The organism is Mesorhizobium sp. M3A.F.Ca.ET.175.01.1.1 (assembly GCF_004791945.1).
In the GTDB taxonomy this organism is placed as follows: Bacteria; Pseudomonadota; Alphaproteobacteria; order Rhizobiales; family Rhizobiaceae; genus Mesorhizobium.
Map to the genome: position 1 here is coordinate 174,222 of NZ_SRTP01000004.1, position 20,345 is coordinate 194,566.

Below are 20,345 nucleotides of genomic sequence, written 5' to 3' on the forward strand. Positions count from 1 at the left end.
GCCGCTTGCCCCTTAAACCCGCCCCTGCTAAAGCGCGCCGCATGACGACCCCGCTCGACCACATCCGCAATTTCTCCATCGTCGCCCATATCGACCATGGCAAATCCACGCTTGCCGACCGGCTGATCCAGCTCACCGGCGCGCTGGAGGAGCGCGACATGAAGGAGCAGGTGCTGGACTCCATGGACATCGAGCGCGAGCGCGGCATCACAATCAAGGCCCAGACCGTCAGGCTCAACTACCGCGCCAGGAACGGCGAGGACTACGTCCTGAACCTCATCGACACCCCCGGCCATGTCGACTTCGCCTATGAGGTGTCGCGTTCGCTTGCCGCCTGCGAGGGCTCGCTGCTGGTCGTCGACGCGTCGCAAGGCGTCGAGGCGCAGACGCTGGCCAATGTCTACCAGGCCATCGACAACAACCACGAGATCGTCGTGGTGCTGAACAAGGTCGACCTGCCGGCGGCCGAGCCCGAGCGCATCCGCGAGCAGGTCGAGGAGGTGATCGGCCTCGACGCCTCCAACGCCGTGCAGATCTCGGCCAAGACCGGCCTCGGCGTGCCGGACGTGCTGGAGGCGATCGTCCACCAGCTGCCGCCGCCGCGCGAGGGCGACATTGCCGCTCCGCTCAAGGCGATGCTGGTCGACAGCTGGTACGACGCCTATCTCGGCGTCATCGTGCTGGTCCGCGTCATCGACGGCGTGATGAAGAAGGGCCAGACCATCCGCATGATGGGCACCGGCGCGAAATACCTCGTCGAGCGCACCGGCGTCTTCAAGCCGGCCCGCGTCAATGTCGACGAGCTCGGCCCCGGCGAGTTCGGCTTCTTCACCGGCTCGATCAAGGAAGTGGCCGACACCCGCGTCGGCGACACCATCACCGAGGACCGCCGCCCGACGGCCAAGGCCTTGCCCGGCTTCAAGCCGGCGCAGCCGGTGGTGTTCTGCGGCCTGTTCCCGGTCGACGCCGCCGATTTCGAGGACCTGCGCGCCGCCGTCGGCAAGCTGCGCCTCAACGACGCCTCCTTCTCTTATGAAATGGAGACGTCGGCCGCGCTCGGCTTCGGCTTCCGCTGCGGCTTCCTCGGCCTGCTGCATCTGGAGATCATCCAGGAGCGGCTGGAGCGCGAGTTCAACCTCGACCTCATCGCCACCGCGCCGTCCGTCGTCTACCGCATGAACCTCATCGACGGCACGACCAAGGAACTGCACAACCCGGCCGACATGCCCGACGTGGTCAAGATCGCCTCGATCGAGGAGCCGTGGATCCGCGCCACCATCCTCACGCCCGACGACTATCTCGGCGGTATTTTAAAACTCTGCCAGGACAGGCGCGGCATCCAGGCCGATCTCTCCTATGTCGGCAAGCGCGCCATGCTGACCTACGACCTGCCGCTCAACGAGGTCGTGTTCGACTTCTACGACCGGCTGAAATCGATCTCCAAGGGCTACGCCTCCTTCGACTATCATCTGACGAACTACCGCGAGGGCGACCTGGTCAAGATGTCGATCCTGGTCAATGACGAACCGGTCGACGCTTTATCGATGCTGGTCCACCGCACGGCGGCAGAAAAGCGCGGCCGCGCCATGTGCGAGAAGCTGAAGGAGCTGATCCCGCAGCATCTGTTCAAGATCCCGATCCAGGCGGCAATAGGCGGCCGCATCATCGCCCGCGAGACCGTCTCGGCGCTGCGCAAGGACGTCACCGCCAAATGCTACGGCGGCGACGTCACCCGCAAGCGCAAGCTGCTCGACAAGCAGAAAGAGGGCAAGAAGCGGATGCGGCAGTTCGGCAAGGTGGATATTCCGCAGGAGGCGTTTATCCAGGCGCTGAAGATGGGGGACTAGTATATCTATCCTCTGCTGAGAGGACCACGGCACGTAGTACCGAATTGTGGACGCTGGGCCTTGCGAAACTCCTGTAGATTGACAACATTAACCCAGACGCGTCGAATTGCGGTTCGTTCCTACAGGGGGAAGGAACAGGTTGTCCCAGGTCGCTGTCCTGATCGAAAAGCTTAACGCCCAGATTCAGTCTGGCGAACAAGTTGACTCGTTCATCGACGCCCTCCAGATGTTCGTCGATCACCGCGAAGATGAAGAGATCGTCGGTCTTGAGGACAAACTTGCGTATGTAGGGCGTAGTGACGAAATCAAAAGTGCCCTGAAAAAGAAAGAGCTATTTCAGAAGAAGCTCATGGCCCTTGAGCCCTTTAGCTCAGCACAAAAAATATTCGCTATCTTCCTGTCAAGAATTCACGAGGTGTTTGAAGCGCATATAATGCACAACGGCCAAGCTCTAGACCGCACATCTGTCGAGTGCGTCGTTGAGGAAAAGATCATAAATCCAACAATAGCCGAAATAGACGCCAGTGTTGGGAGCGACCACTTGCTCATCACTCATACTCTTATAAAGGGTATGATTTTCTGGCTCGCCGATCGATGCTGGGTTCGGTGGCATTGATGTTTACGCTATCATATTCTTCTGCCTATGACCCATACCATACTGTCTTTCGCATGATATGCGCTTTGCGTGCAGCAGACGAGCAGAAGATAGATTATCAGAAGCTCAGGATAGTTGATTTCTTCCTCTGTTTTCCGTGGTTAATCAAGGAAATAACAGCAAGCCGGTCGATCAAAAATTTTGCGAAGAGAAAAAACAGCATCCTAAAGGCATACATCGCCACGAAATACGATGTCACTCCCGCCCCGAGGACGCTTTTCGCTCGCATGGAGCCGATACAGATGGCTGCTTTAGGTGGATTGATATCCGCCGGGGTCGCGTCGGGGAGCAGAGATGCAGCTGTTAGGATCGATGTGGATGCGTTAAGCAGCGGACTAAATTCGTTAACCGCGAAATTTAACGACAATAATAGGGAGCTGGTGGAGTTCCTCTCACAAGAGTTGATAAAGTTACCCTATGCCGGCGATGGCGGCTTGAAGCACCGCTCCGGCTTGGATGAGTATCGCTATGACAATATTTAAGCCAATCTGAAGGTTGAACATCTCTCGGTCTTTGGGTCAGGGAAAACGGTATTCTCGGCCGATTTTCATTCTGGGTTGAATATTATAAGGGGTGAAAATAGCTCCGGAAAGTCCACAATTATGGACTTTTTATTTTATGCGCTCGGCGGAGACTTCCTTGAGACTCAATGGCGTGAGAGCGCCTTGCGTTGCGATAGCGTGACTATCGGAGTCAGGATTAATGGCCAGCAGTTGGCGCTTTCAAGGGACATCGATCCTAAGTCATCTCGTCCGATGCGCATTTTTCTTGGTGGTTGGCAAGAAGCTCTGGCATCGGCGGGCGAAGGCTGGGAAATTTATCCTTACAGGCGGGGCGAGAAAGACAGCTTCTCACAGGTCCTATTCCGGTTTCTTGGCCTGCCTGAAGTGCAGTATGATAATCAAACGACCAAAGTGACAATGAATCAGGTGTTGAGGCTTCTGTATTCAGACCAGCTTAGCCCCGTGGATAAGATATTTAGAAGTCAGACATTCGATGATGCGCTGACTCGGCAATCGGTTGGCGATTTGCTGTGCGGAGCATACAGCGACAAATATTATAAGGCTAAGATCAGGAGGCGGGAGGCCGAGGCCGAGTTCACGGATGTTTCAAAAAAACAAGCGACCCTGATAAGGACTCATGGGCGATCTGGGCATCCATTGACGTTGGAGTGGCTGGGGCAGGAACAGGCCGGGCTCGAGCGTCGCCTGGACGAGTTGAACTCCGAGATCGAAAAGCTTGAGGCGCAGATATTTGATGCGCAATTCGACGATCGCCTAACCCTAAATGATCAGGATGCGACTCTAGGCAGGGTGGTCAGTTTCCAAGAGGAGATAGCCAGGCTAACGGTCCAACTTCGGGATATCGAATTCGAGATAGTAGACTCGAACGATTTCATTGCCGCGTTGGGACGCAAGATTGAGCAACTAACCGAGTCTGGTGCAGTCGTAGAGCAATTTTCGAATCTCAAGTTCGACTTGTGCCCGGCTTGCCTATCCCCAATCCGTGAAAATGAGGTGGAGGGGGCGTGTGCGCTCTGTAAGAACGCGTATGATCATGACCTCACAAAAAGGAGGTCGATGCGCCTCCTCAACGACTATCAGAGGCAGCTTGACCAGTCGCAGGAGTTGCAATCCGATCGACATCGGCAGGCAGCGGAATGGCGCGCAGAAGTTGAGAGGCTAAGGGTCCTTTGGGAGCAGGCATCTCAACTCTATCGGGTAGCTGTCCGAACGCCGACAACTGAAATGCGACTAAAGCTGCGCGACCTGAACCGCAGGGCAGGTTACGCTTACAAAGAACTCGAGGAACTTGCCTTCAAGCGCGAAGTTGTCGAAGAGCTAGCCGAACTGACAAGGCAGGCAGAAGCCCTAAACATTGAGATAGCTACGCTTGACGCTGTAATTCGCAGTGAAAACGCCAGGACAAAGGAGCAGCTGTCCAAAGCGCGGCGCTCGATAGAACTAGTTACACTCGATTTCTTGAAGAGTGACCTAGAACGACAGACAACATTCTCCAAGGCAAATCGATTCGACTTTGAGTTCGATGGAGACCGAATGTCGGTTAATGGGGAGAGCTTCTTCTCTGCCAGTTCGATGGTGTATATGCGCAACAGTTTCTTTGCGGCCTTTCTATTCGCTGCGGCAAACGACCCGTCCTTCGCGCATCCAAGGTTCCTTCTTATGGATACAATTGAAGACAAAGGAATGGAGCAAGAGCGGAGCCAAAATTTTCAAAGAGTGCTGGCAAAACGATCGAAGTCGGCAGTGTCAGAGCATCAAATAATAATAGCCACGTCCATGATTGCTCCGGACTTGGATTCACAGGAATATACGGTAGGGGAGACCTACACCCATGAGAACAGGACATTGAAGCTCGCTTAGATGCGAATTGGGGCGATTGCGATGTCCGACAATCAGGCGTACGTGCCAGATACATGGTTTCAGAAGGTAGTTAACTGGCATGCCTTGAGAGGGTTTGGGCAGTCCAAGATAGCCTCCTTGAGCATAGCAACCCCGTTCGTGGGTTATTTGATTCTGTACCATGAGGCTCTGAGGCCCTTTATGGGCGGGCTTGGAGGGCTTATTGGCTCGGGAAGCCACGAGCAATGCGGCCCATGGATAAGTTTTATCGGCAGACTCAATTGTATCTATTTCGGAGCACTGTCTCTTGGAATTGGAACGATAATATATCGAGTGTTTGCACATCCTGTAATAAAACGATTTGACGACATATCAGACTACGTTGAACGACAAATATCGACAGTTACCGCTAGGAATCTTCGGTCAATGTTTGTCACCATCATGTCAAGGCGATCCGGCGTGGCAAGGCAATTGCTACGTAGAGCCGAATGGCTGGATAGGTCAAAAGTTGACTTTAAGGTTGCATCTGACGCTTTTTCAACCAGAAATGACCGAAGCTTGAGCGTAGATGTGCTCCGGTCATACTATAACGTTAGGGATAGATATGAATTCCGTCCGCTCGCAACGATGACAGCGATATTGTACCTTATTGGTTTTGGACTTCTGGCGATTCCTGGTCTTTTTTTTACGGCTCGGGTTGGGTGCGTAATAGTGTTCGGCGACTGAAGGACCTATTGTCGGAAGGTGGTTGGGTGTAAGGCCCCCCATCTTTCATCCGCTGTCACGGGCGATCGATTGCGAGCCTGCGCTTTTGAGCAGCCTTCACCATCCCCTCACCTCGTTGTATCCTCTCCCCGGCTTGGGGAGACACCAACATGCGCTCCACCTCGGACACCGTCGCCGCGATCGGCCTCGCTATCGGCGGCGCGTTGGGCATGGCGGGCACCTTCGTTGCCAGCGACGCGTTGCGCGAGACGCTGTGGACCATCGACGGCGTGGCGATCGTTGTTGCGGCAGCACTCCTCACCATGAAATACCAGCGGCTCGGCGATGACCTCGTCGCGGCCGGCTTCCTCACCTTCCTGGCCGGCGAATGCCTGCTTCTGGCCGGAAATGCGGCGGGACTCGAGGCCAGCGTACCGTCCTATGTCGGCGGCATTGCACTGTGGGCGGCGGGGCTCGTCATGGTCAGCGCCCAAAACACCTTCGCGCTGTGGATGCGGCTCACCGCTTTCGCGGCGGCCCTGCTCTTCACCGTCTCGGCGGCGATGATCCTGTGGGGCACACCGCTTTTGCCCACCTCCGCGCCCTTGCCCGCCGCCGGCTATCCGTTCCTGGTCCTGACCTTCATCGGCTGGATCTGGACACTACTGAAATCCGAGCGCTGAATGGGCGGAAAATGGTCGACCCGCTCGAAATCCGCAACAGCGTCTCAGGGAAAATCCTCCCGGCCATAGGGCCGGTCATCATCGGCGCCATGTTCGGTTTCGGCGCGCTGCAGGGCGCGGCGGCCGGAGCCAACAGCGGCCATGTGCTGTGGATCGCGCTGCTGGCTGCCGCCTGCCTGGCGCTCGGCTTCTTCATCGCGCGTGGCGCCTTCGACACCTCGGTCAAGGTGGTGCTGAACAGCCAAGGTTTCCGCGATAGCCGCGCCGGCGACGTGCTGGTGCCGTGGCGCAAGGTCAGGAGCGTGCGCCTCGCCTCCGGCGGCAAGGGCGCGGCGATGCTCAATTTCGAACTCACCGAGGAGCCGCCCGACGCAATCAGATACGCCGCCGCCAACGCCTTCGGCCTGATGCCCTTCGGCAAGACCACCGTGCACATGGAGATCTCCTCGCTCGACATCCGCGGCGACGACATGGTCGAGGCGGTGAAGGCATTCGCGCCGCATGTGGTGGTGAGAAGGTAGCGCGCCTCCCATATCGCCGGAGTTGCATGACGAGCGGGGCGCCGAAGCTGCTGATCTCCCCCACAAGGGGGGAGATTACGCACTCCACCCGTGCTCTACTCCTCAGGGGACCTCACCATGATTCGCGCTCTGCTCGCCGCCCTTTTCCTCGCCAGCCCGGCCTTCGCCGCCGACATGTCGCTCTATGTCCGGAACCAGCGGCAAGATGGCGTGGCGCTGGAGCTGTTCGGCCGCGACAGCGGCAAGGTCTGGCCGGGCAACGACAAGGTGTTCCTCATCCGGCCGGGGGCGAAGAAATCGGTGCCGATCACCTGCGAGCCCGGCGAGCACATCTGCTGGGGCGCCTGGGTCAACGGCGACGATTCCGTCACCGCCGGCGTCGGTCCCGACAACGACCAGCCCTGCGACACCTGTTGCTTCATCTGCACAGAGCATTCCACCGAGACGGTGGATCTGGCGGAGTAGCGGAGCCCTCTCCTTCTCCCGTTGTGGGAGAAGGTGGATCGGCGCGTAGCGCCGAGACGGATGAGGGGTGTGTGACGGAGTGCGACGTTGGAAAAGTGGACGAAATGAGGACGCTGCCTAATCTCGCTTCATGCCGCATCAACCCGTAACCCCGGCCAAGCGCAATTTCGCCCGCACGATGCGTCGCGAGCCGACGGAGGCGGAGGACCGTCTGTGGCAGGAATTGCGCGGCCGCCGCCTCGACAAGATCAAGTTCCGACGTCAGGTGCCGGTTGGTCGGTTTGTAGCCGACTTCGTCTGTGCCGAGGCTCGGCTGATCGTCGAAATCGACGGCAGCCAGCATGCGGAGTCGCGCCATGACAAGGAGCGCGATGCTGAACTGAAGGCCAGGGGTTTTCGCGTGCTGCGGTTCTGGAACGACGATGTTCTGAAGGACCTGGAGGCGGTGTGCGATACCATTATCGCCTATGTGCGCGATGTGAGTTTGCAACCCTGGCGGTGAGGCCAGGGCGGATGTCTTTGCCAAGCCGGAGCACCCCTCATCCGTCTCGGCGCTGCGCGCCGAGCCACCTTCTCCCACAAGGGGAGAAGGGAAGGCCATCCGTGGCCCACGTCTCCCATCTTTATCCAATCGCCCGTATCGGCTAAGGGCTTCGCAGCAAAAACTTCTCGTCTGGACCCAATGACCGCCAAACCGCATCCCCTGTTCCTCGGCATCGACACCGGCGGCACCTATACCGATGCGGTGCTGTGGACGGAGGAGGGCGGCCCCCTGGACAACCCGGGCAAGGGCAAGGTGCTGGCCAAGGCCAAGGCGCTGACCACCAGGCACGATCTCGCCGTCGGCATTTCCGGCGCGGTCGACGCCGTGCTGGAGAAGGCCGGGACCGATCCGGGCGCGATCAAGCTCGTCTCGATGTCGACCACCTTGGCTACCAACGCGCTGGTCGAGGGCCAGGGCGGGCGCGTGGCTCTGGTCATGATCGGCTTTTCCGAGGCCGACCTTGCCCGCGACGGGCTGAAGACGGCGCTCGGCACCGATCCCGTCGTCTACTGCCCCGGCGGCCATGACGTGCACGGCAATGCCGCCAAGCTCGACCTCTCGGGGCTCGAGGCGGCGCTCCCCGAGCTCGGCGGCACGGTGTCGGGCTTTGCGGTCTGCGCCTATTTCGCCACCCGCAACCCGGCGCATGAGCTCGCCGCCCGCGACCTGATCCGCGACAGGACCGGCCTGCCGGTCACCGCCAGCCATGAATTGTCGGCCAAGCTCGGCGGCCCGCGCCGCGCGCTGACCACGCTGCTCAATGCCCGCCTGATCTCGATGATCGACCGGCTGGTGGCGGCGACGGAAGGCTTTCTTGCCAAGCGCGGCATTGCAGCACCCTTGATGGTGGTGCGCGGCGACGGCGCGCTGGTGTCGGCGGGTTTTGCCCGCCAGCGGCCGATCGAGACGATATTGTCCGGCCCCGCCGCCAGCCTTGTCGGCGCCCGCCACATGACCAGCCTCGACGACGCCATGGTGTCGGACATCGGCGGCACCACCACCGACGTCGCCGTGCTGGACGGCGGCCGGCCGCGGCTTGACCCGGAGGGCGCCACGGTCGGCGGGTTCCGCACCATGGTCGAGGCGGTGGCGATGCGCACCTTCGGCCTCGGCGGCGATTCTGAAGTGGCGCTGGAGGACGGCGCGCTCGAGCCGCAGATCCTGCTCGGCCCGCGCCGCCTGGTTCCGCTGGCGCTGGCCGGCATGGCGCATGGCGAGGCCGTCACCGTCGAGCTGGAATGGCAGCTGCGCGCCTCCAACCCCGGCCGCTCGGATGGCCGCTTTGCCGTGCGCACCGGCGTGCCGGATCGCCTCGCCGCCGGCCTCAGCGCCCCGGAAGCAAAGCTCTACGAGGCGATCGGCGCCGTTCCGCTGGCGCTCGACCGGCTGCTCGCCTCCAACGCCCAGAACGCCACGCTCAACCGTCTGGTGGCGCGGGGTCTCGTGCACATCTGCGGCTTCACGCCCTCCGACGCCGCCCATGTGCTGGGCAAGCAGGCCAATTGGGACGCCACCGCCGCCCGTCTCGGTGCCGAGCTCTTCGCCCGCCGCCGCGACGGCCGCGGCCTGGCCATCGCGGCGACGCCGGAAGCGCTTGCCGAGCGCGTGCTGGTGACGCTGACGCGCTGGTCGGCCGAATACATCCTCGAAACCGCCTTCGCCGAGGACGGCCTGGATGGCGCCGCCACCGTCGCGCATGCCTTGGTGCAGCGGGCCGTCGATGCCCATCCCGGCATCGCCCGCTTCAGCGTCGCGCTCGACCGGCCGGTGATCGGCCTCGGCGCCTCGGCGCCGCTGCACTATGCCGGCCTGCCGCCGCTGATCGGCAATGGCTGCATCGTGCCGGAGGACACCGATGTCGCCAATGCGCTCGGCGCCGTCGTCGGCCAGGTCCGCGTCTCCGCCGAAGCCCGCGTCAGCCAGCCGGCCGAGGGCCTGTTCCGCCTCTCGTCGGGGCAGACGGTGCGCGATTTCATGGACGAGGCGGCGGCGATCGCCGCGGCCGAGGCCGATGTGCGCGCGATCGTCGCCCAGCGCGCCAGGGACGCCGGTACCGACAGCGCCGAGATCGAGGTCGCCACCGAGTTCAAGGTCTCGACCATCGAGAGCCAGCGCATGTTCATCGAGGCGCAAGTGGTGGCCGTGGCCTCGGGACGGCCGCGGATCGCGGTGTGAGAGCAGCCCTCTCCTTCTCCCCTTGTGGGAGAAGGTGTCGCCGAAGGCGACGGATGAGGGGTGCTCCAGGGAACGCCAACGCCTCACTCCGCTGGAACACCCCTCATCCGTCTCGGCGCTTGCGCGCCGATCCACCTTCTCCCACAAGGGGAGAAGGGGAAACCGCGCCCCTCCTTCACCCTAAGCCGAATTGACCCCCGCCCCCCAACATGCCAAACGCCCGGCAAAGCCACTCATCGGGAGACGTGCTGATGACCGACCGCATCGAGATCGCCGGGTTGCGGATTGCCCGGGAGCTCCATGATTTCGTGGCCGAGGAGGCAGCGGTCGGCACCGGCATCGATCCTGAAAAATTCTGGAACGGCTTCTCGGCCATCGTCCATGACCTGGCGCCGAAGAACCGCGCGCTGCTCGCCAAGCGCGACGCCCTGCAGGAAAAGCTCGACGCCTGGTACCGCCAGAACGGCGCGCCGATCGACATGGCGGCCTACAAGGCCTTCCTGAAGGAGATCGGCTATCTGGTGCCGGAAGGCCCGGCTTTCAGCGTCAGCACCGAGAAAGTCGATCCCGAGATCGCGGTCGTTGCCGGGCCGCAGCTCGTCGTGCCGGTGATGAACGCGCGCTATGCGCTCAATGCCGCCAATGCCCGCTGGGGCTCGCTCTATGACGCGCTCTACGGCACCGACGCCATTCCCGAGACCGGCGGCGCCGAAAAGGGCAAGCGGTTCAACCCCAGGCGCGGCGCCAAGGTCATCGCCTGGGCCAAGGACTTCCTCGACCAGTCGGTGCCGCTGACCACGGGCAAGTGGGGCGGCGTCAACGGGCTTTCGATCGAGAACGGCGCGCTGAAGGCGGGCGAGGGGGCCGGCGCCACGACGCTCGCCGATCCGAAACAGTTCGTCGGCTATCGTGGCGAGGCCGCCAATCCGGAAGCGGTGCTCTTGGTCACGAACGGCCTGCACATCGAGATTACAATCGACCGCGCCAACGAGATCGGCAGGACCGACCCGGCCGGCATCGCCGACGTCATCCTGGAATCCGCCTTGACCACCATCCAGGATTGCGAGGATTCGGTCGCCGCCGTCGATGCCGAGGACAAGGTCGTCGTCTACCGCAACTGGCTCGGCCTGATGAAGGGCGACCTGACGGAAGAGATCACCAAGGGCGGCAAGAGTTTCGTCCGCAAGCTCAACCCCGACCGCCGCTACACCACGCCGCATGGCGGCCAGGTGCTGCTGCCCGGCCGCTCGCTGATGCTGGTCAGGAACGTCGGCCACCTGATGACAAATCCGGCGATAACGGACCGCGACGGCAACGAGGTGCCGGAAGGCATCATGGACGCCGCGGTGACCGCGCTGATCGCGCTGCACGATGTCGGCGTCAACGGGCGGCGCGCGAATTCCCGCGCCGGCTCCATGTATGTGGTGAAACCTAAGATGCACGGGCCCGAGGAGGTCGCCTTCGCCGTCGAGATTTTCGATCGTGTCGAAGCGCTGCTCGGCATGGCCAAAAACACCATCAAGATGGGCATCATGGACGAGGAGCGGCGCACCACCGTCAACCTCAAGGAGGCGATCCGCGCGGCGAGGGAACGCATCGTGTTCATCAACACCGGCTTCCTCGATCGCACCGGCGACGAGATCCACACCTCGATGGAAGCCGGCCCGATGATCCGCAAGGGCGACATGAAGCAGGCCGCCTGGATCTCCGCCTATGAGGCCTGGAATGTCGACACCGGGCTGGAATGCGGGCTCGCCGGCCACGCCCAGATCGGCAAGGGCATGTGGGCGATGCCGGACCTGATGGCGGCGATGCTGGAACAGAAGATCGCGCATCCCAAGGCTGGCGCCAACACGGCCTGGGTGCCTTCGCCGACGGCGGCGACGCTGCACGCCACCCACTACCACAAGGTCGACGTGCGCGCCGTGCAGGTGGCGCTGCAGAGCCGTCCGAAGGCCAGGCTCGACGACATATTGTCGGTGCCGGTGGCGGTGCGGCCGAACTGGACGCCGGACGAGATCCAGCGCGAGCTCGACAACAACGCGCAGGGGATTCTCGGCTATGTCGTGCGCTGGATCGACCAGGGCGTCGGCTGCTCGAAAGTACCCGATATCAACGATGTCGGCCTGATGGAGGACCGCGCCACGCTGCGCATCTCCTCGCAGCACCTTGCCAACTGGCTGCGCCACAAAGTGTGCTCGCAGATTCAGGTCCGGGACTCGCTGCAGCGCATGGCGGCGATCGTCGATCTGCAGAATGTCGGCGATCCGCTCTACCGTCCGATGGCGCCGGACTTCGACAACTCGATCGCCTTCCAGGCTGCCTGCGACCTGGTGTTCAAGGGCACCAGCCAGCCCAACGGCTACACCGAGCCGGTGCTGCATGCCAGGCGGCTGGAGCTGAAGGCGAACCCGCGGTAGCGCCCGCGGCTGATTTGGGCAGCCTGTTACGCCGCCTGCGCCATGCGCTCCGCGCTCATCCGGTAGGAGATCGCCTCGGCGAGATGGATGCGGCCGACGGTCTCGCTGGCATCGAGGTCGGCCAGCGTGCGCGCCACTTTCAGCACCCGGTGGTAGGCGCGCGCCCGCTGGCGTCCTTGAGCAGCGTCAGCCCGGCGGCATCCGGCTTGGCGATCTCCTCGACGATTGCCGGGGGGCAATGCGCATTGGTGGTGGCGCTTGCCGCACCCAGCCTTTCCAGGCGCTCGCGCTGGATGGCGCGGGCACGCGCCACGCGCTGCGCTACTGCAGCACTGGTCTCGGCGCGGTCCGGCCGGATCAGGTCGCTGGCCGAGACTGCTGGCACCTCGATCCGCAAGTCGATGCGGTCGAGCAGCGGGCCGGAAATGCGCGCCTGGTAGTCGGTGCGGCAGCGTTCGCCGCGCAGGCAGCGATAGCCCGGCTCGCCCGACATGCCGCAGCGGCACGGATTCATCGCCGCCACCAGCTGGATGCGCGCCGGATAGGTGACGCGGTGGTTGGCGCGCGCGATGACGCAGTCGCCCGTCTCCAGCGGCTGGCGCAAAGCATCCAGCGTCTGCGGCGTGAATTCTGGGAATTCGTCGAGGAACAGCACGCCGTGATGGGCAAGCGACACCTCGCCCGGCCGTGCCCGCAGGCCGCCGCCGACCATCGCCGCCATCGAGGCCGAATGATGCGGCGCCCGGAACGGCCGCCGGTCGGTGAGCTTGCCCTCGCCGAGCTCGCCGGCAACGGAAGCGATCATCGAGACTTCCAGGAGTTCCTTCGGCGCCAGCGGCGGCAGGATGGAGGGCAGCCGCTGCGCCAGCATCGACTTGCCCGAGCCGGGCGGTCCGACCATCAAGAGGTTATGCCCGCCCGCCGCCGCCACCTCCAGCGCCCGCTTGGCGCTTTCCTGGCCCTTGATGTCGGCGAGATCCGGCAGGTCGCGCGCCGCGAGCTGGATGCCCGCCTCGGGGCGCGACAGCACCTGCGTGCCGCGAAAATGGTTGGCGACGGCAATCAGGCTGCGCGGCGCCAGTATGTCGAAGTCCTTGCCGGCCCAGGCCGCTTCCGGCCCGCAGGCGAACGGGCAGATCAGGCCTTTTCCTTCCGCGTTGGCGCCGATCGCCGCCGGCAGCGCACCGGCCACCGCCGCGATGGTGCCGTCGAGCGACAATTCGCCGAGCACGACATAGCCGGCCAGCATGTCGCCCGGAATGGCGCCGAGCGCTGCCATCAGGCCGAGCGCGATCGGCAGGTCGTAATGGCTGCCCTCCTTGGGCAGGTCGGCCGGCGCCAGGTTCACCGTCACCTTCTTCGACGGCATCGACAGGCCGGAGGCATGCAGTGCGGCTTGCACCCGTTCTCGGCTCTCGGCCACGGCCTTGTCCGGCAGCCCGACGATCTGCATGCCGACCTTGCCCGGCGCGATCATCACCTGGACATCGACCGGCACGGCCTCGATGCCCTGGAAAGCCACCGTGCGAACCCGCGCCACCATCTTGTCTGAACCCCCCGCTGCGGCTCGCACGCGGCTTTGCGATCAGGCCGCGAGCGAGGTCAGGTTAGACAACCACAGATTTTCGCTTTGATCAAGAACATTACGGGAACATTTGCCATGGCAGGTCCCGCGCCCCGGCGGCAGAGAGGAGCTAGCCCTTCTTCCCCTCGACGCAGTCCCAGAACAGGCTGGCGATATCGGCACCGCCGAAACGCCGCACTTCGCGCACGCCGGTCGGCGAGGTGACGTTGATCTCGGTCATGTAGTCGCCGATCACGTCGATGCCGACCAGGATGAAGCCGCGCTCCCGCAGCGACGGCCCGATGCGGGCGCAGATCTCGCGCTCGCGTGCCGTCAGCTCGGTCTTCTCGGCGCGGCCGCCGACATGCATGTTGGACCGCGAATCGTGCTCGGCCGGCACGCGGTTGATGGCGCCGACCGGCTCGCCGTCGATCAGGATGATGCGCTTGTCGCCCTTGCGCACGTCCTTCAGATAGCGCTGCACGATATAGGGCTCGCGGAACAGCTGGCCGAACATCTCGAGCAGCGAGGCGAGGTTGCGGTCGGCCTCGTGCAGGTGGAAGATGCCGGCGCCGCCATTGCCGTAGAGCGGCTTGATGATGATGTCGCCGAACGCCCTGCGGAAGGCCGCCACTTCCTGCGGATCCTTGGTGATCAGCGTTTCCGGCATCAGGTCGGGAAATTCCGTGACGAAGATCTTTTCCGGGCTGTTGCGCACCCAGGCTGGGTCGTTGACCACCAGAGTCTTCGGATGGATCCGCTCCAGCATGTGCGTGGTGGTGATGTAGTTCATGTCGAAGGGCGGGTCCTGCCTCAGCAGCACCACGTCCATCTCCGCGAGATCGGTGCGCACCGGCTCGCCCAGCGCATAGTGGCTGCCCTTCTCGTCGCGCACCTGCATCTCCTCGACGCGCGCGAACACCTTGCCGCCCTGCATCGACAGCCGGTCGGGCGTGTAGTGGTAGAGCTTGTGGCCGCGCCGCTGCGCCTCCAGCGACAGCGCGAAGCTCGTGTCGCCGGCGATCGACACGGTGGAAACATGGTCCATCTGGACGGCGATCTTGAGCGGCATCTGCGGTCTCCGGCGGGGTCGAGCAATCCCAGGAAAAGTGCCCGGCGGTTTTCGGTCCGGAATTGCGTCGAGTAACGCCGATATAGGGAACTCGGCGGCTCCTGCCAATCGCGTCATTTGCAAGATTGCCGGCAAGGCCGCCGCAACCTCGTCTCGCCGGCCAATGGAGACAAGATGATGCCGCGCGTCATCGTTTTCTTAAGCCTTGCCGTGCAAGGGTGAGCGCCGAATGCCCTCGCCGGACGAAGCCGGAGGGGTCGCCGATGGAACAATGACCATGAACGCCGTCACCGCCATTCGCACCGCCTCGGCCGAGGAACTCGAACTCACCATCCTCATGCCGTGCCTCAACGAGGCCGAGACGCTCGCCACCTGCATCCGCAAGGCGCGGGCGTTCCTCGACAGGGCGGGTGTCGCCGGCGAGGTGCTGATCGCCGACAATGGCAGCTCGGACGGCTCCCAGCAGATCGCGGCGGACAACGGCGCCCAGGTCGTTCCGGTGGCGCAGAAGGGCTATGGTGCCGCGCTCATGGGCGGCATCGCCGCCGCCAGGGGCCGCTACATCATCATGGGCGACGCGGACGACAGCTATGATTTCGGCGCGCTCGAGGCCTTCGTCTCGCGCCTGCGCGACGGCGCGGATCTGGTCATGGGCAACCGCTTCCAGGGCGGCATCGAGCCTGGCGCCATGCCCGTCCTGCACCGCTATCTCGGCAACCCCGTGCTCAGCTTCATCGGCCGGCTGTTCTTCCGCATCAAGACGGGTGACTTCCATTGCGGGCTCAGGGGGTTCAACGCCGAGCGTATCAGGAAGCTCGACCTGCAGACGAGCGGCATGGAATTCGCCAGCGAGATGGTGGTTCGCAGCGCCCTTGCGGGTTTGCGCATAGAGGAGGTGCCGACCACGCTGAAGCCCGACGGCCGCAGCCGTCCGCCGCACCTGCGCACCTGGCGGGACGGCTGGCGCCATCTGAAGTTCCTGCTGGTGCACAATCCGCGCTGGATGTTCTTCATACCCGGCACCGTGCTGCTCAGCCTTGGCGCGCTGCTGGTGACGCTGTTGCTGCTGGGCCCGCTGCAGGTGATCGACAACCTGTCGCTCGACCTCAACACATTCGTCGCGGCCTGCTTCATGGTGGTGGTGGGCGTCCAGCTTCTCACCTTCGGCGCCATCTCGCGCTACTATGCCGAGATAACCGGCATTCTGCCGCCGAACAGGCGATCGGATTGGCTGACCAGAACCATCAGCACCGACCGCCTCGCGGCCAATGCCGGCATTTGCTTTGCCGGCGGTGCGCTGTTCTTCGGTTATGCACTTTTGCGTTGGGCGAGCCTCGGATTCGGCCCCTTGGATGATCCGGCAATTCCGCGCGTCGTCGTGCTGGGCCTGAGCCTGATCGTCATCTCGCTGCAGGCCTTCTTCTCGGCGTTCCTGCTCGGCGTCCTGGAAATACCGGTCAAGCGGCTGAAAGCCGCCTCAGCCGGCTCGGCCGACGATGCGCGGTTGGGCCAGGCCGCATGAACCGGGCCTTGACTCCCTTTCTGCAGACCCGCCTTTTCCGGTTTCTCACCGTGGGCGTCGGCGCCGCCCTGCTTCTGTTCGCCCTGTCCTGGCTGCTGGTCTCGCTCGGACTTTCGCCGTTCACCGGCAGTGTCGCCGCCTATGCGGTCAGCTTCGTCGTCGCCTATTCGGCGCAGCGCAGTTGGACCTTCGGCGGCCAGCACGACCATGCCGAGGCGATGCCGCGCTATCTTGCGCTGCAGGTCGGATGCGCCGCCTTCTCCGGTCTGGTGTCGCATGTGGCGGTGACGGATCTTGCCATGTCGCCGCTCTCGATGTCGGCATTGACCACCGTTGCGGCGAGCGCGGTGAGCTATGTCCTGTCATCGGTTTGGGTGTTTCCGGCTCGCGACTAGCCGCGGCCGCGCCGCCTTGGGCAAGCGGTTTTACGCTTTGTTGAACGAAGCGGCCTAGCCTGCGCCGAAAACACGCTGGAAGTTACCTCCGTGACCCTCATGAATCCTGTGCAGCTCCCCAAGGATGCAACCGGCCGCTCTTGGACAAAGGATCTCATGCTGGCGCTGTTGGCAGCCCTGGTCGTGCTCACGGTCAGCGCCGCCACAGGCTTTCGCCCGCTGGCCGATGCCGGCAACAACGACAATCTGCTGCGGCTTGTCGAAGTGCGCGACCTGCTGAACGGCCAGGGCTGGTTCGACCTTCATCAGTACAGAATGGGCCCGGAGGGCGGCTTCGTCATGCACTGGTCAAGGCTGGTCGACGTCCCGATCGCCACCCTCATCATGGCCGCTTACGCGCTGACCGGCAGCATGCCGCTCGCCGAAGCGGTGGCCCAGGTCCTCTGGCCGGCACTGTTGTTGTTGGCGACGCTGTTCTTCACCGCGCGCGCCGCGCGCAATTTCGCCGGTGGGGGCGCGGTGCTGCCGTCGGTCGTGATCGGCGCCGCCGCTTATAATTTCGTCGGCATCTATTGGCCCGCTGCGCTCGATCATCACAACGTCCAGCTCATGCTGACCATGGCGAGCCTCGCCCTGCTGCTCGAAGCGCCGGCCCAGAGGACGGCGGCCCTGTTTTCCGGCCTCTGCGCCGCGCTGACCCTCGCTGTCGGGATGGAGACCCTGCCCTATGTCGCCACACTCGGCGTCTGCGTGTCGCTGCTGTACGTCGTCGACGGCGCCGGCGAGCGCGCCATCGCCCGCGATTTCGGTCTCGGCTTCGCGGGCGTTTCGACGCTCGTCTTCGCTGCCACCATTCCGGCGTCAGCCTGGGGCGAGGCTCAATGCGATGCCTTCTCGACGGCGCAGTTCGTCGTCGCCGCCATTGCCGGTGCAGGGTTGTCGGCGATTGCGTCGGTCGACGTGGCCTCTCGCGACTGGCTGCGGCGCCTGCTCTGTCTGGGCTTGCTTGCCATCGTGCTCGGCGCTGTCGTGATGGCCTTCTTTCCGCAATGCCTGGCCGCGCCCTACGCCACCCTCGACCCGCGTCTCAAGGAGCTCTGGCTCGATCACATCGAGGAAGCCCAGTCGCTCGTGACACTTATAACTCATGATCCCAGGCGCGTGGCCGCCCGCTACGGCACGTCCTTCCTGGCGCTCGCTCTGATGGCGCTGCGCCTGGGCCGAGGCGGCTGGCGCCGCCAGGACAGCCTCGTCGGCGCGCTTCTTGTCGCTTCTTTCCTCGTCGGCGTCTGGCAGGTGCGCGGCACCACATTCTCGATCGCCTTTGCGCTGATCCCTCTTTCCGCTTGGATTGCGAAATGGCGCGCCCGCGCGGCGACAAATTCCTCTGTCGGGGTAGCGCTGCGCCTGGCCGCCGTCTGGCTGGTCTCGGTCAATCCGGTCTGGACCGGCGCCGCAGCCGCAACGTCCTTGGCTCTGGAAGGAAGCGCGTCCCCCGCCGATGAGGGGACCGCCGACAAAGCCTGCGAGAACAAGGCCAGCTTCGCGTCGCTCGGCCGCATTCCCGGCACCACCGTGCTTGCCACTTCCAATCTCGGCTCGCCGATCCTGGCCTTTACCGCGCATCGCGTCTTTGCCGGCCCCTATCACCGCAACATCGCCGGCAACCTCCTGGCACTCGACGCTTTCCTCGGCTCGGCCGACGACGCGCGACGGATCGTGCATGCACATGGCGTCGGCCTGGTCGCGGTCTGCCCCGGCAGCCCCGAAAGCGTCCTGCTGGCCAGGAAGGCCCCAGGCGGCTTCCTGGCCGGGCTGATCAACGGCAGCATTCCGGACTGGCTCGAACCCGTCGCGGAGACCAGGGGCAGCATGATCGAGCTCTATCGCGTCAGGCACGCGGGCTGATTGCGGAGCATGCCGTTCGGGGGTCGAAAAAATCGATTTTTTCGATACGCTTCCTAAAGGGTTTCCTGCCAGTCTCCGCGCAAATATCGAAGTCACCACAGGGACATGATGCAAACGACGTTTGGCACCGGGCAGCCAGGCAGGGAAAGCACGGATCTGGCCCTCACCGATCCGCTGACCGGGCTTGGCAACCATCGTCGCTTCGTCGACAAGGTCGATCGCCTGATCAGCGACCGCGCCGACGACCCGGCGCCCTTCACAGTCGGCATTCTCGATCTCGATGGCTTCAAGCCGATCAACGACCTGTTCGGCCATAAGGCCGGCGACGACATCCTGATCCAGGTGGCGATGCGGCTGCGCGCCTCGATGGACAGCTATTCCACCGTCTGCCGCATCGGCGCCGACGAGTTCGCCTTCCTCTACCCGATGGTGTTCAGCGAGGAGGCGGCGGCCGAGAAGTCGCGCATGCTCATCGAGATTCTTTCGGCGCCTTATGATGTCGGCGAGCGCACCGCTAGACTCTCCGCCTCGGTCGGCTGCTCGCTGTATTATTCCGGCGACGAGACCACCGAGATCCTGCTCAACAAGGCCGAAACCGCGCTCTATCACGCCAAGCGTTCGGGCCGTGGCCGCGTCGTCGTCTATACCCGCGAGATGGAGGAGGCCGCCAAGCGCGTCACCCGCATCGAGCAGGCGCTGCGCCGCGCCGTCTCGGCCGGCGAGGTCGAGCCGCATTTCCAGCCCATCGTCGATCTCAACACCCGCCGCACCATCGGTTTCGAGACCCTGGCGCGCTGGACCGATCGCGACCTCGGCATGGTGCCGCCAAGCGTCTTCATCCCGATCGCCGAGGAGCGCGGCATCATCGGCCCGCTCTCGCAGCTCGTGCTGCGCAAGGCGACCGAAGCGGCTCGCAGCTGGCCGAAGGATCTGTTCCTGTCCTTCAATCTGTCGCCCTCGCAGCTCGTCGACCAGAACACCGGCCTGCACATCCTGGCGATCCTCGACCGCACCGGCTTCGATCCGCGCCGGCTGGAGATCGAGATCACCGAGACCGGCCTGATGAACGATCCGGCTTCGGCCGAAAAGATCGTCGCCGATCTGCGCCGTGTCGGCATCCGTGTCTCGCTCGACGATTTCGGCACCGGCCAGTCCTCGCTTGGACGCCTGCGCGAGTTCCATTTCGACAAGCTCAAGATCGATCGCGCCTTCGTCGCCTCCATTCTCGACGACCGGCCGTCGGAGCATATCATCCGCGCCATTCTTGCCATGTGCGAAGGGCTCGGCATGGACGTCGTCGCCGAAGGCATCGAGGAAGAGGCGCAGGCCGACCGCCTCGTCCAGTTCGGCTGCGCCGGCGGCCAGGGCTATCTGTTCGGCAAGCCGGTCGACGCCGACGCCACGCTCGGCTACCTGCGCGATTCCTATCGCGGCGCGCTGCACGCCAAGGCGATCTGACCGGCCTATCCGTCCTCCGCCGGGCCCGGTCCGCCGGCTGCGGACGTC

General features: G+C 63.5%; 16 protein-coding genes and 1 pseudogene. 15 read left to right on the forward strand and 2 right to left on the reverse strand.

The window, feature by feature from the left end:
* The first annotated feature begins 41 nt into the window (after positions 1-41).
* From lepA to EN818_RS12370, 11 genes are all read left to right on the forward strand, one after another.
* Positions 42-1,847, forward strand: coding sequence for a translation elongation factor 4 (gene lepA, locus EN818_RS12315; protein WP_095805238.1), 1,806 nt, complete (start codon positions 42-44; stop codon positions 1,845-1,847).
* Between the two features lie 139 nt (positions 1,848-1,986).
* Positions 1,987-2,463 (forward strand): ABC-three component system protein, encoded by a 477-nt coding sequence (locus EN818_RS12320; protein WP_095805237.1) that lies wholly within the window; start codon positions 1,987-1,989, stop codon positions 2,461-2,463.
* Positions 2,463-2,984, forward strand: a complete 522-nt coding sequence (locus EN818_RS12325; protein WP_348631409.1) for an ABC-three component system middle component 5 — start codon at positions 2,463-2,465, stop codon at positions 2,982-2,984. The genes EN818_RS12320 and EN818_RS12325 overlap by 1 nt, the downstream gene beginning before the upstream one ends.
* 120 nt (positions 2,985-3,104) lie before the next feature.
* Positions 3,105-4,886, forward strand: coding sequence for a hypothetical protein (locus EN818_RS12330; RefSeq protein WP_095805235.1), 1,782 nt, complete (start codon positions 3,105-3,107; stop codon positions 4,884-4,886).
* Between the two features lie 21 nt (positions 4,887-4,907).
* Positions 4,908-5,591, forward strand: a complete 684-nt coding sequence (locus EN818_RS12335) for a hypothetical protein (protein ID WP_135904561.1) — start codon at positions 4,908-4,910, stop codon at positions 5,589-5,591.
* A gap of 149 nt (positions 5,592-5,740) precedes the next feature.
* On the forward strand, positions 5,741-6,253 hold the full coding sequence (locus tag EN818_RS32670) for a hypothetical protein (RefSeq protein ID WP_165349946.1): 513 nt from the start codon (positions 5,741-5,743) through the stop codon (positions 6,251-6,253).
* A gap of 11 nt (positions 6,254-6,264) precedes the next feature.
* Entirely contained in the window at positions 6,265-6,774 is a 510-nt protein-coding gene (locus tag EN818_RS12345; RefSeq protein ID WP_095805234.1) for a hypothetical protein, read from the forward strand.
* Between the two features lie 117 nt (positions 6,775-6,891).
* Complete coding sequence (locus EN818_RS12350) at positions 6,892-7,239, forward strand: hypothetical protein (RefSeq protein ID WP_095805233.1); 348 nt, start codon at positions 6,892-6,894, stop codon at positions 7,237-7,239.
* A gap of 130 nt (positions 7,240-7,369) precedes the next feature.
* Positions 7,370-7,741 (forward strand): endonuclease domain-containing protein, encoded by a 372-nt coding sequence (locus tag EN818_RS12360; RefSeq protein ID WP_095805232.1) that lies wholly within the window; start codon positions 7,370-7,372, stop codon positions 7,739-7,741.
* A 180-nt stretch (positions 7,742-7,921) separates the two neighbouring features.
* Positions 7,922-9,958 carry a hydantoinase/oxoprolinase family protein gene (locus tag EN818_RS12365; protein ID WP_176478340.1) on the forward strand — a complete coding sequence of 679 codons (2,037 nt, stop codon included), beginning with the start codon at positions 7,922-7,924 and terminating at the stop codon, positions 9,956-9,958.
* Between the two features lie 251 nt (positions 9,959-10,209).
* Positions 10,210-12,378, forward strand: coding sequence for a malate synthase G (locus tag EN818_RS12370; RefSeq protein ID WP_095805230.1), 2,169 nt, complete (start codon positions 10,210-10,212; stop codon positions 12,376-12,378).
* 26 nt (positions 12,379-12,404) lie between these two features.
* Here EN818_RS12370 and EN818_RS12375 read toward each other — a convergent pair.
* Positions 12,405-13,921 (reverse strand): annotated as a pseudogene (locus EN818_RS12375) (YifB family Mg chelatase-like AAA ATPase).
* Positions 13,922-14,072: 151 nt separating this feature from the next.
* Positions 14,073-15,014: a glutathione synthase gene (gshB, locus tag EN818_RS12380; protein WP_095805229.1), complete on the reverse strand. Its 942-nt coding sequence runs from the start codon at positions 15,012-15,014 to the stop codon at positions 14,073-14,075.
* A 277-nt stretch (positions 15,015-15,291) separates the two neighbouring features.
* Here gshB and EN818_RS12385 point away from each other — a divergent pair, with 277 nt between their 5' ends.
* The 4 genes from EN818_RS12385 (at position 15,292) to EN818_RS12400 (ending at position 20,297) form a co-directional block, all read left to right on the forward strand.
* Positions 15,292-16,536, forward strand: a complete 1,245-nt coding sequence (locus tag EN818_RS12385) for a glycosyltransferase family 2 protein (RefSeq protein ID WP_095805448.1) — start codon at positions 15,292-15,294, stop codon at positions 16,534-16,536.
* A gap of 8 nt (positions 16,537-16,544) precedes the next feature.
* The gene (locus EN818_RS12390) at positions 16,545-16,931 is read left to right on the forward strand and encodes a GtrA family protein (RefSeq protein WP_245420307.1); all 387 of its coding nucleotides are present in this window, start codon (positions 16,545-16,547) and stop codon (positions 16,929-16,931) included.
* A gap of 99 nt (positions 16,932-17,030) precedes the next feature.
* On the forward strand, positions 17,031-18,839 hold the full coding sequence (locus EN818_RS12395) for a polysaccharide biosynthesis protein GtrA (protein WP_095805227.1): 1,809 nt from the start codon (positions 17,031-17,033) through the stop codon (positions 18,837-18,839).
* A gap of 108 nt (positions 18,840-18,947) precedes the next feature.
* Entirely contained in the window at positions 18,948-20,297 is a 1,350-nt protein-coding gene (locus EN818_RS12400) for an EAL domain-containing protein (RefSeq protein ID WP_095805447.1), read from the forward strand.
* Positions 20,298-20,345: the final 48 nt, after the last annotated feature.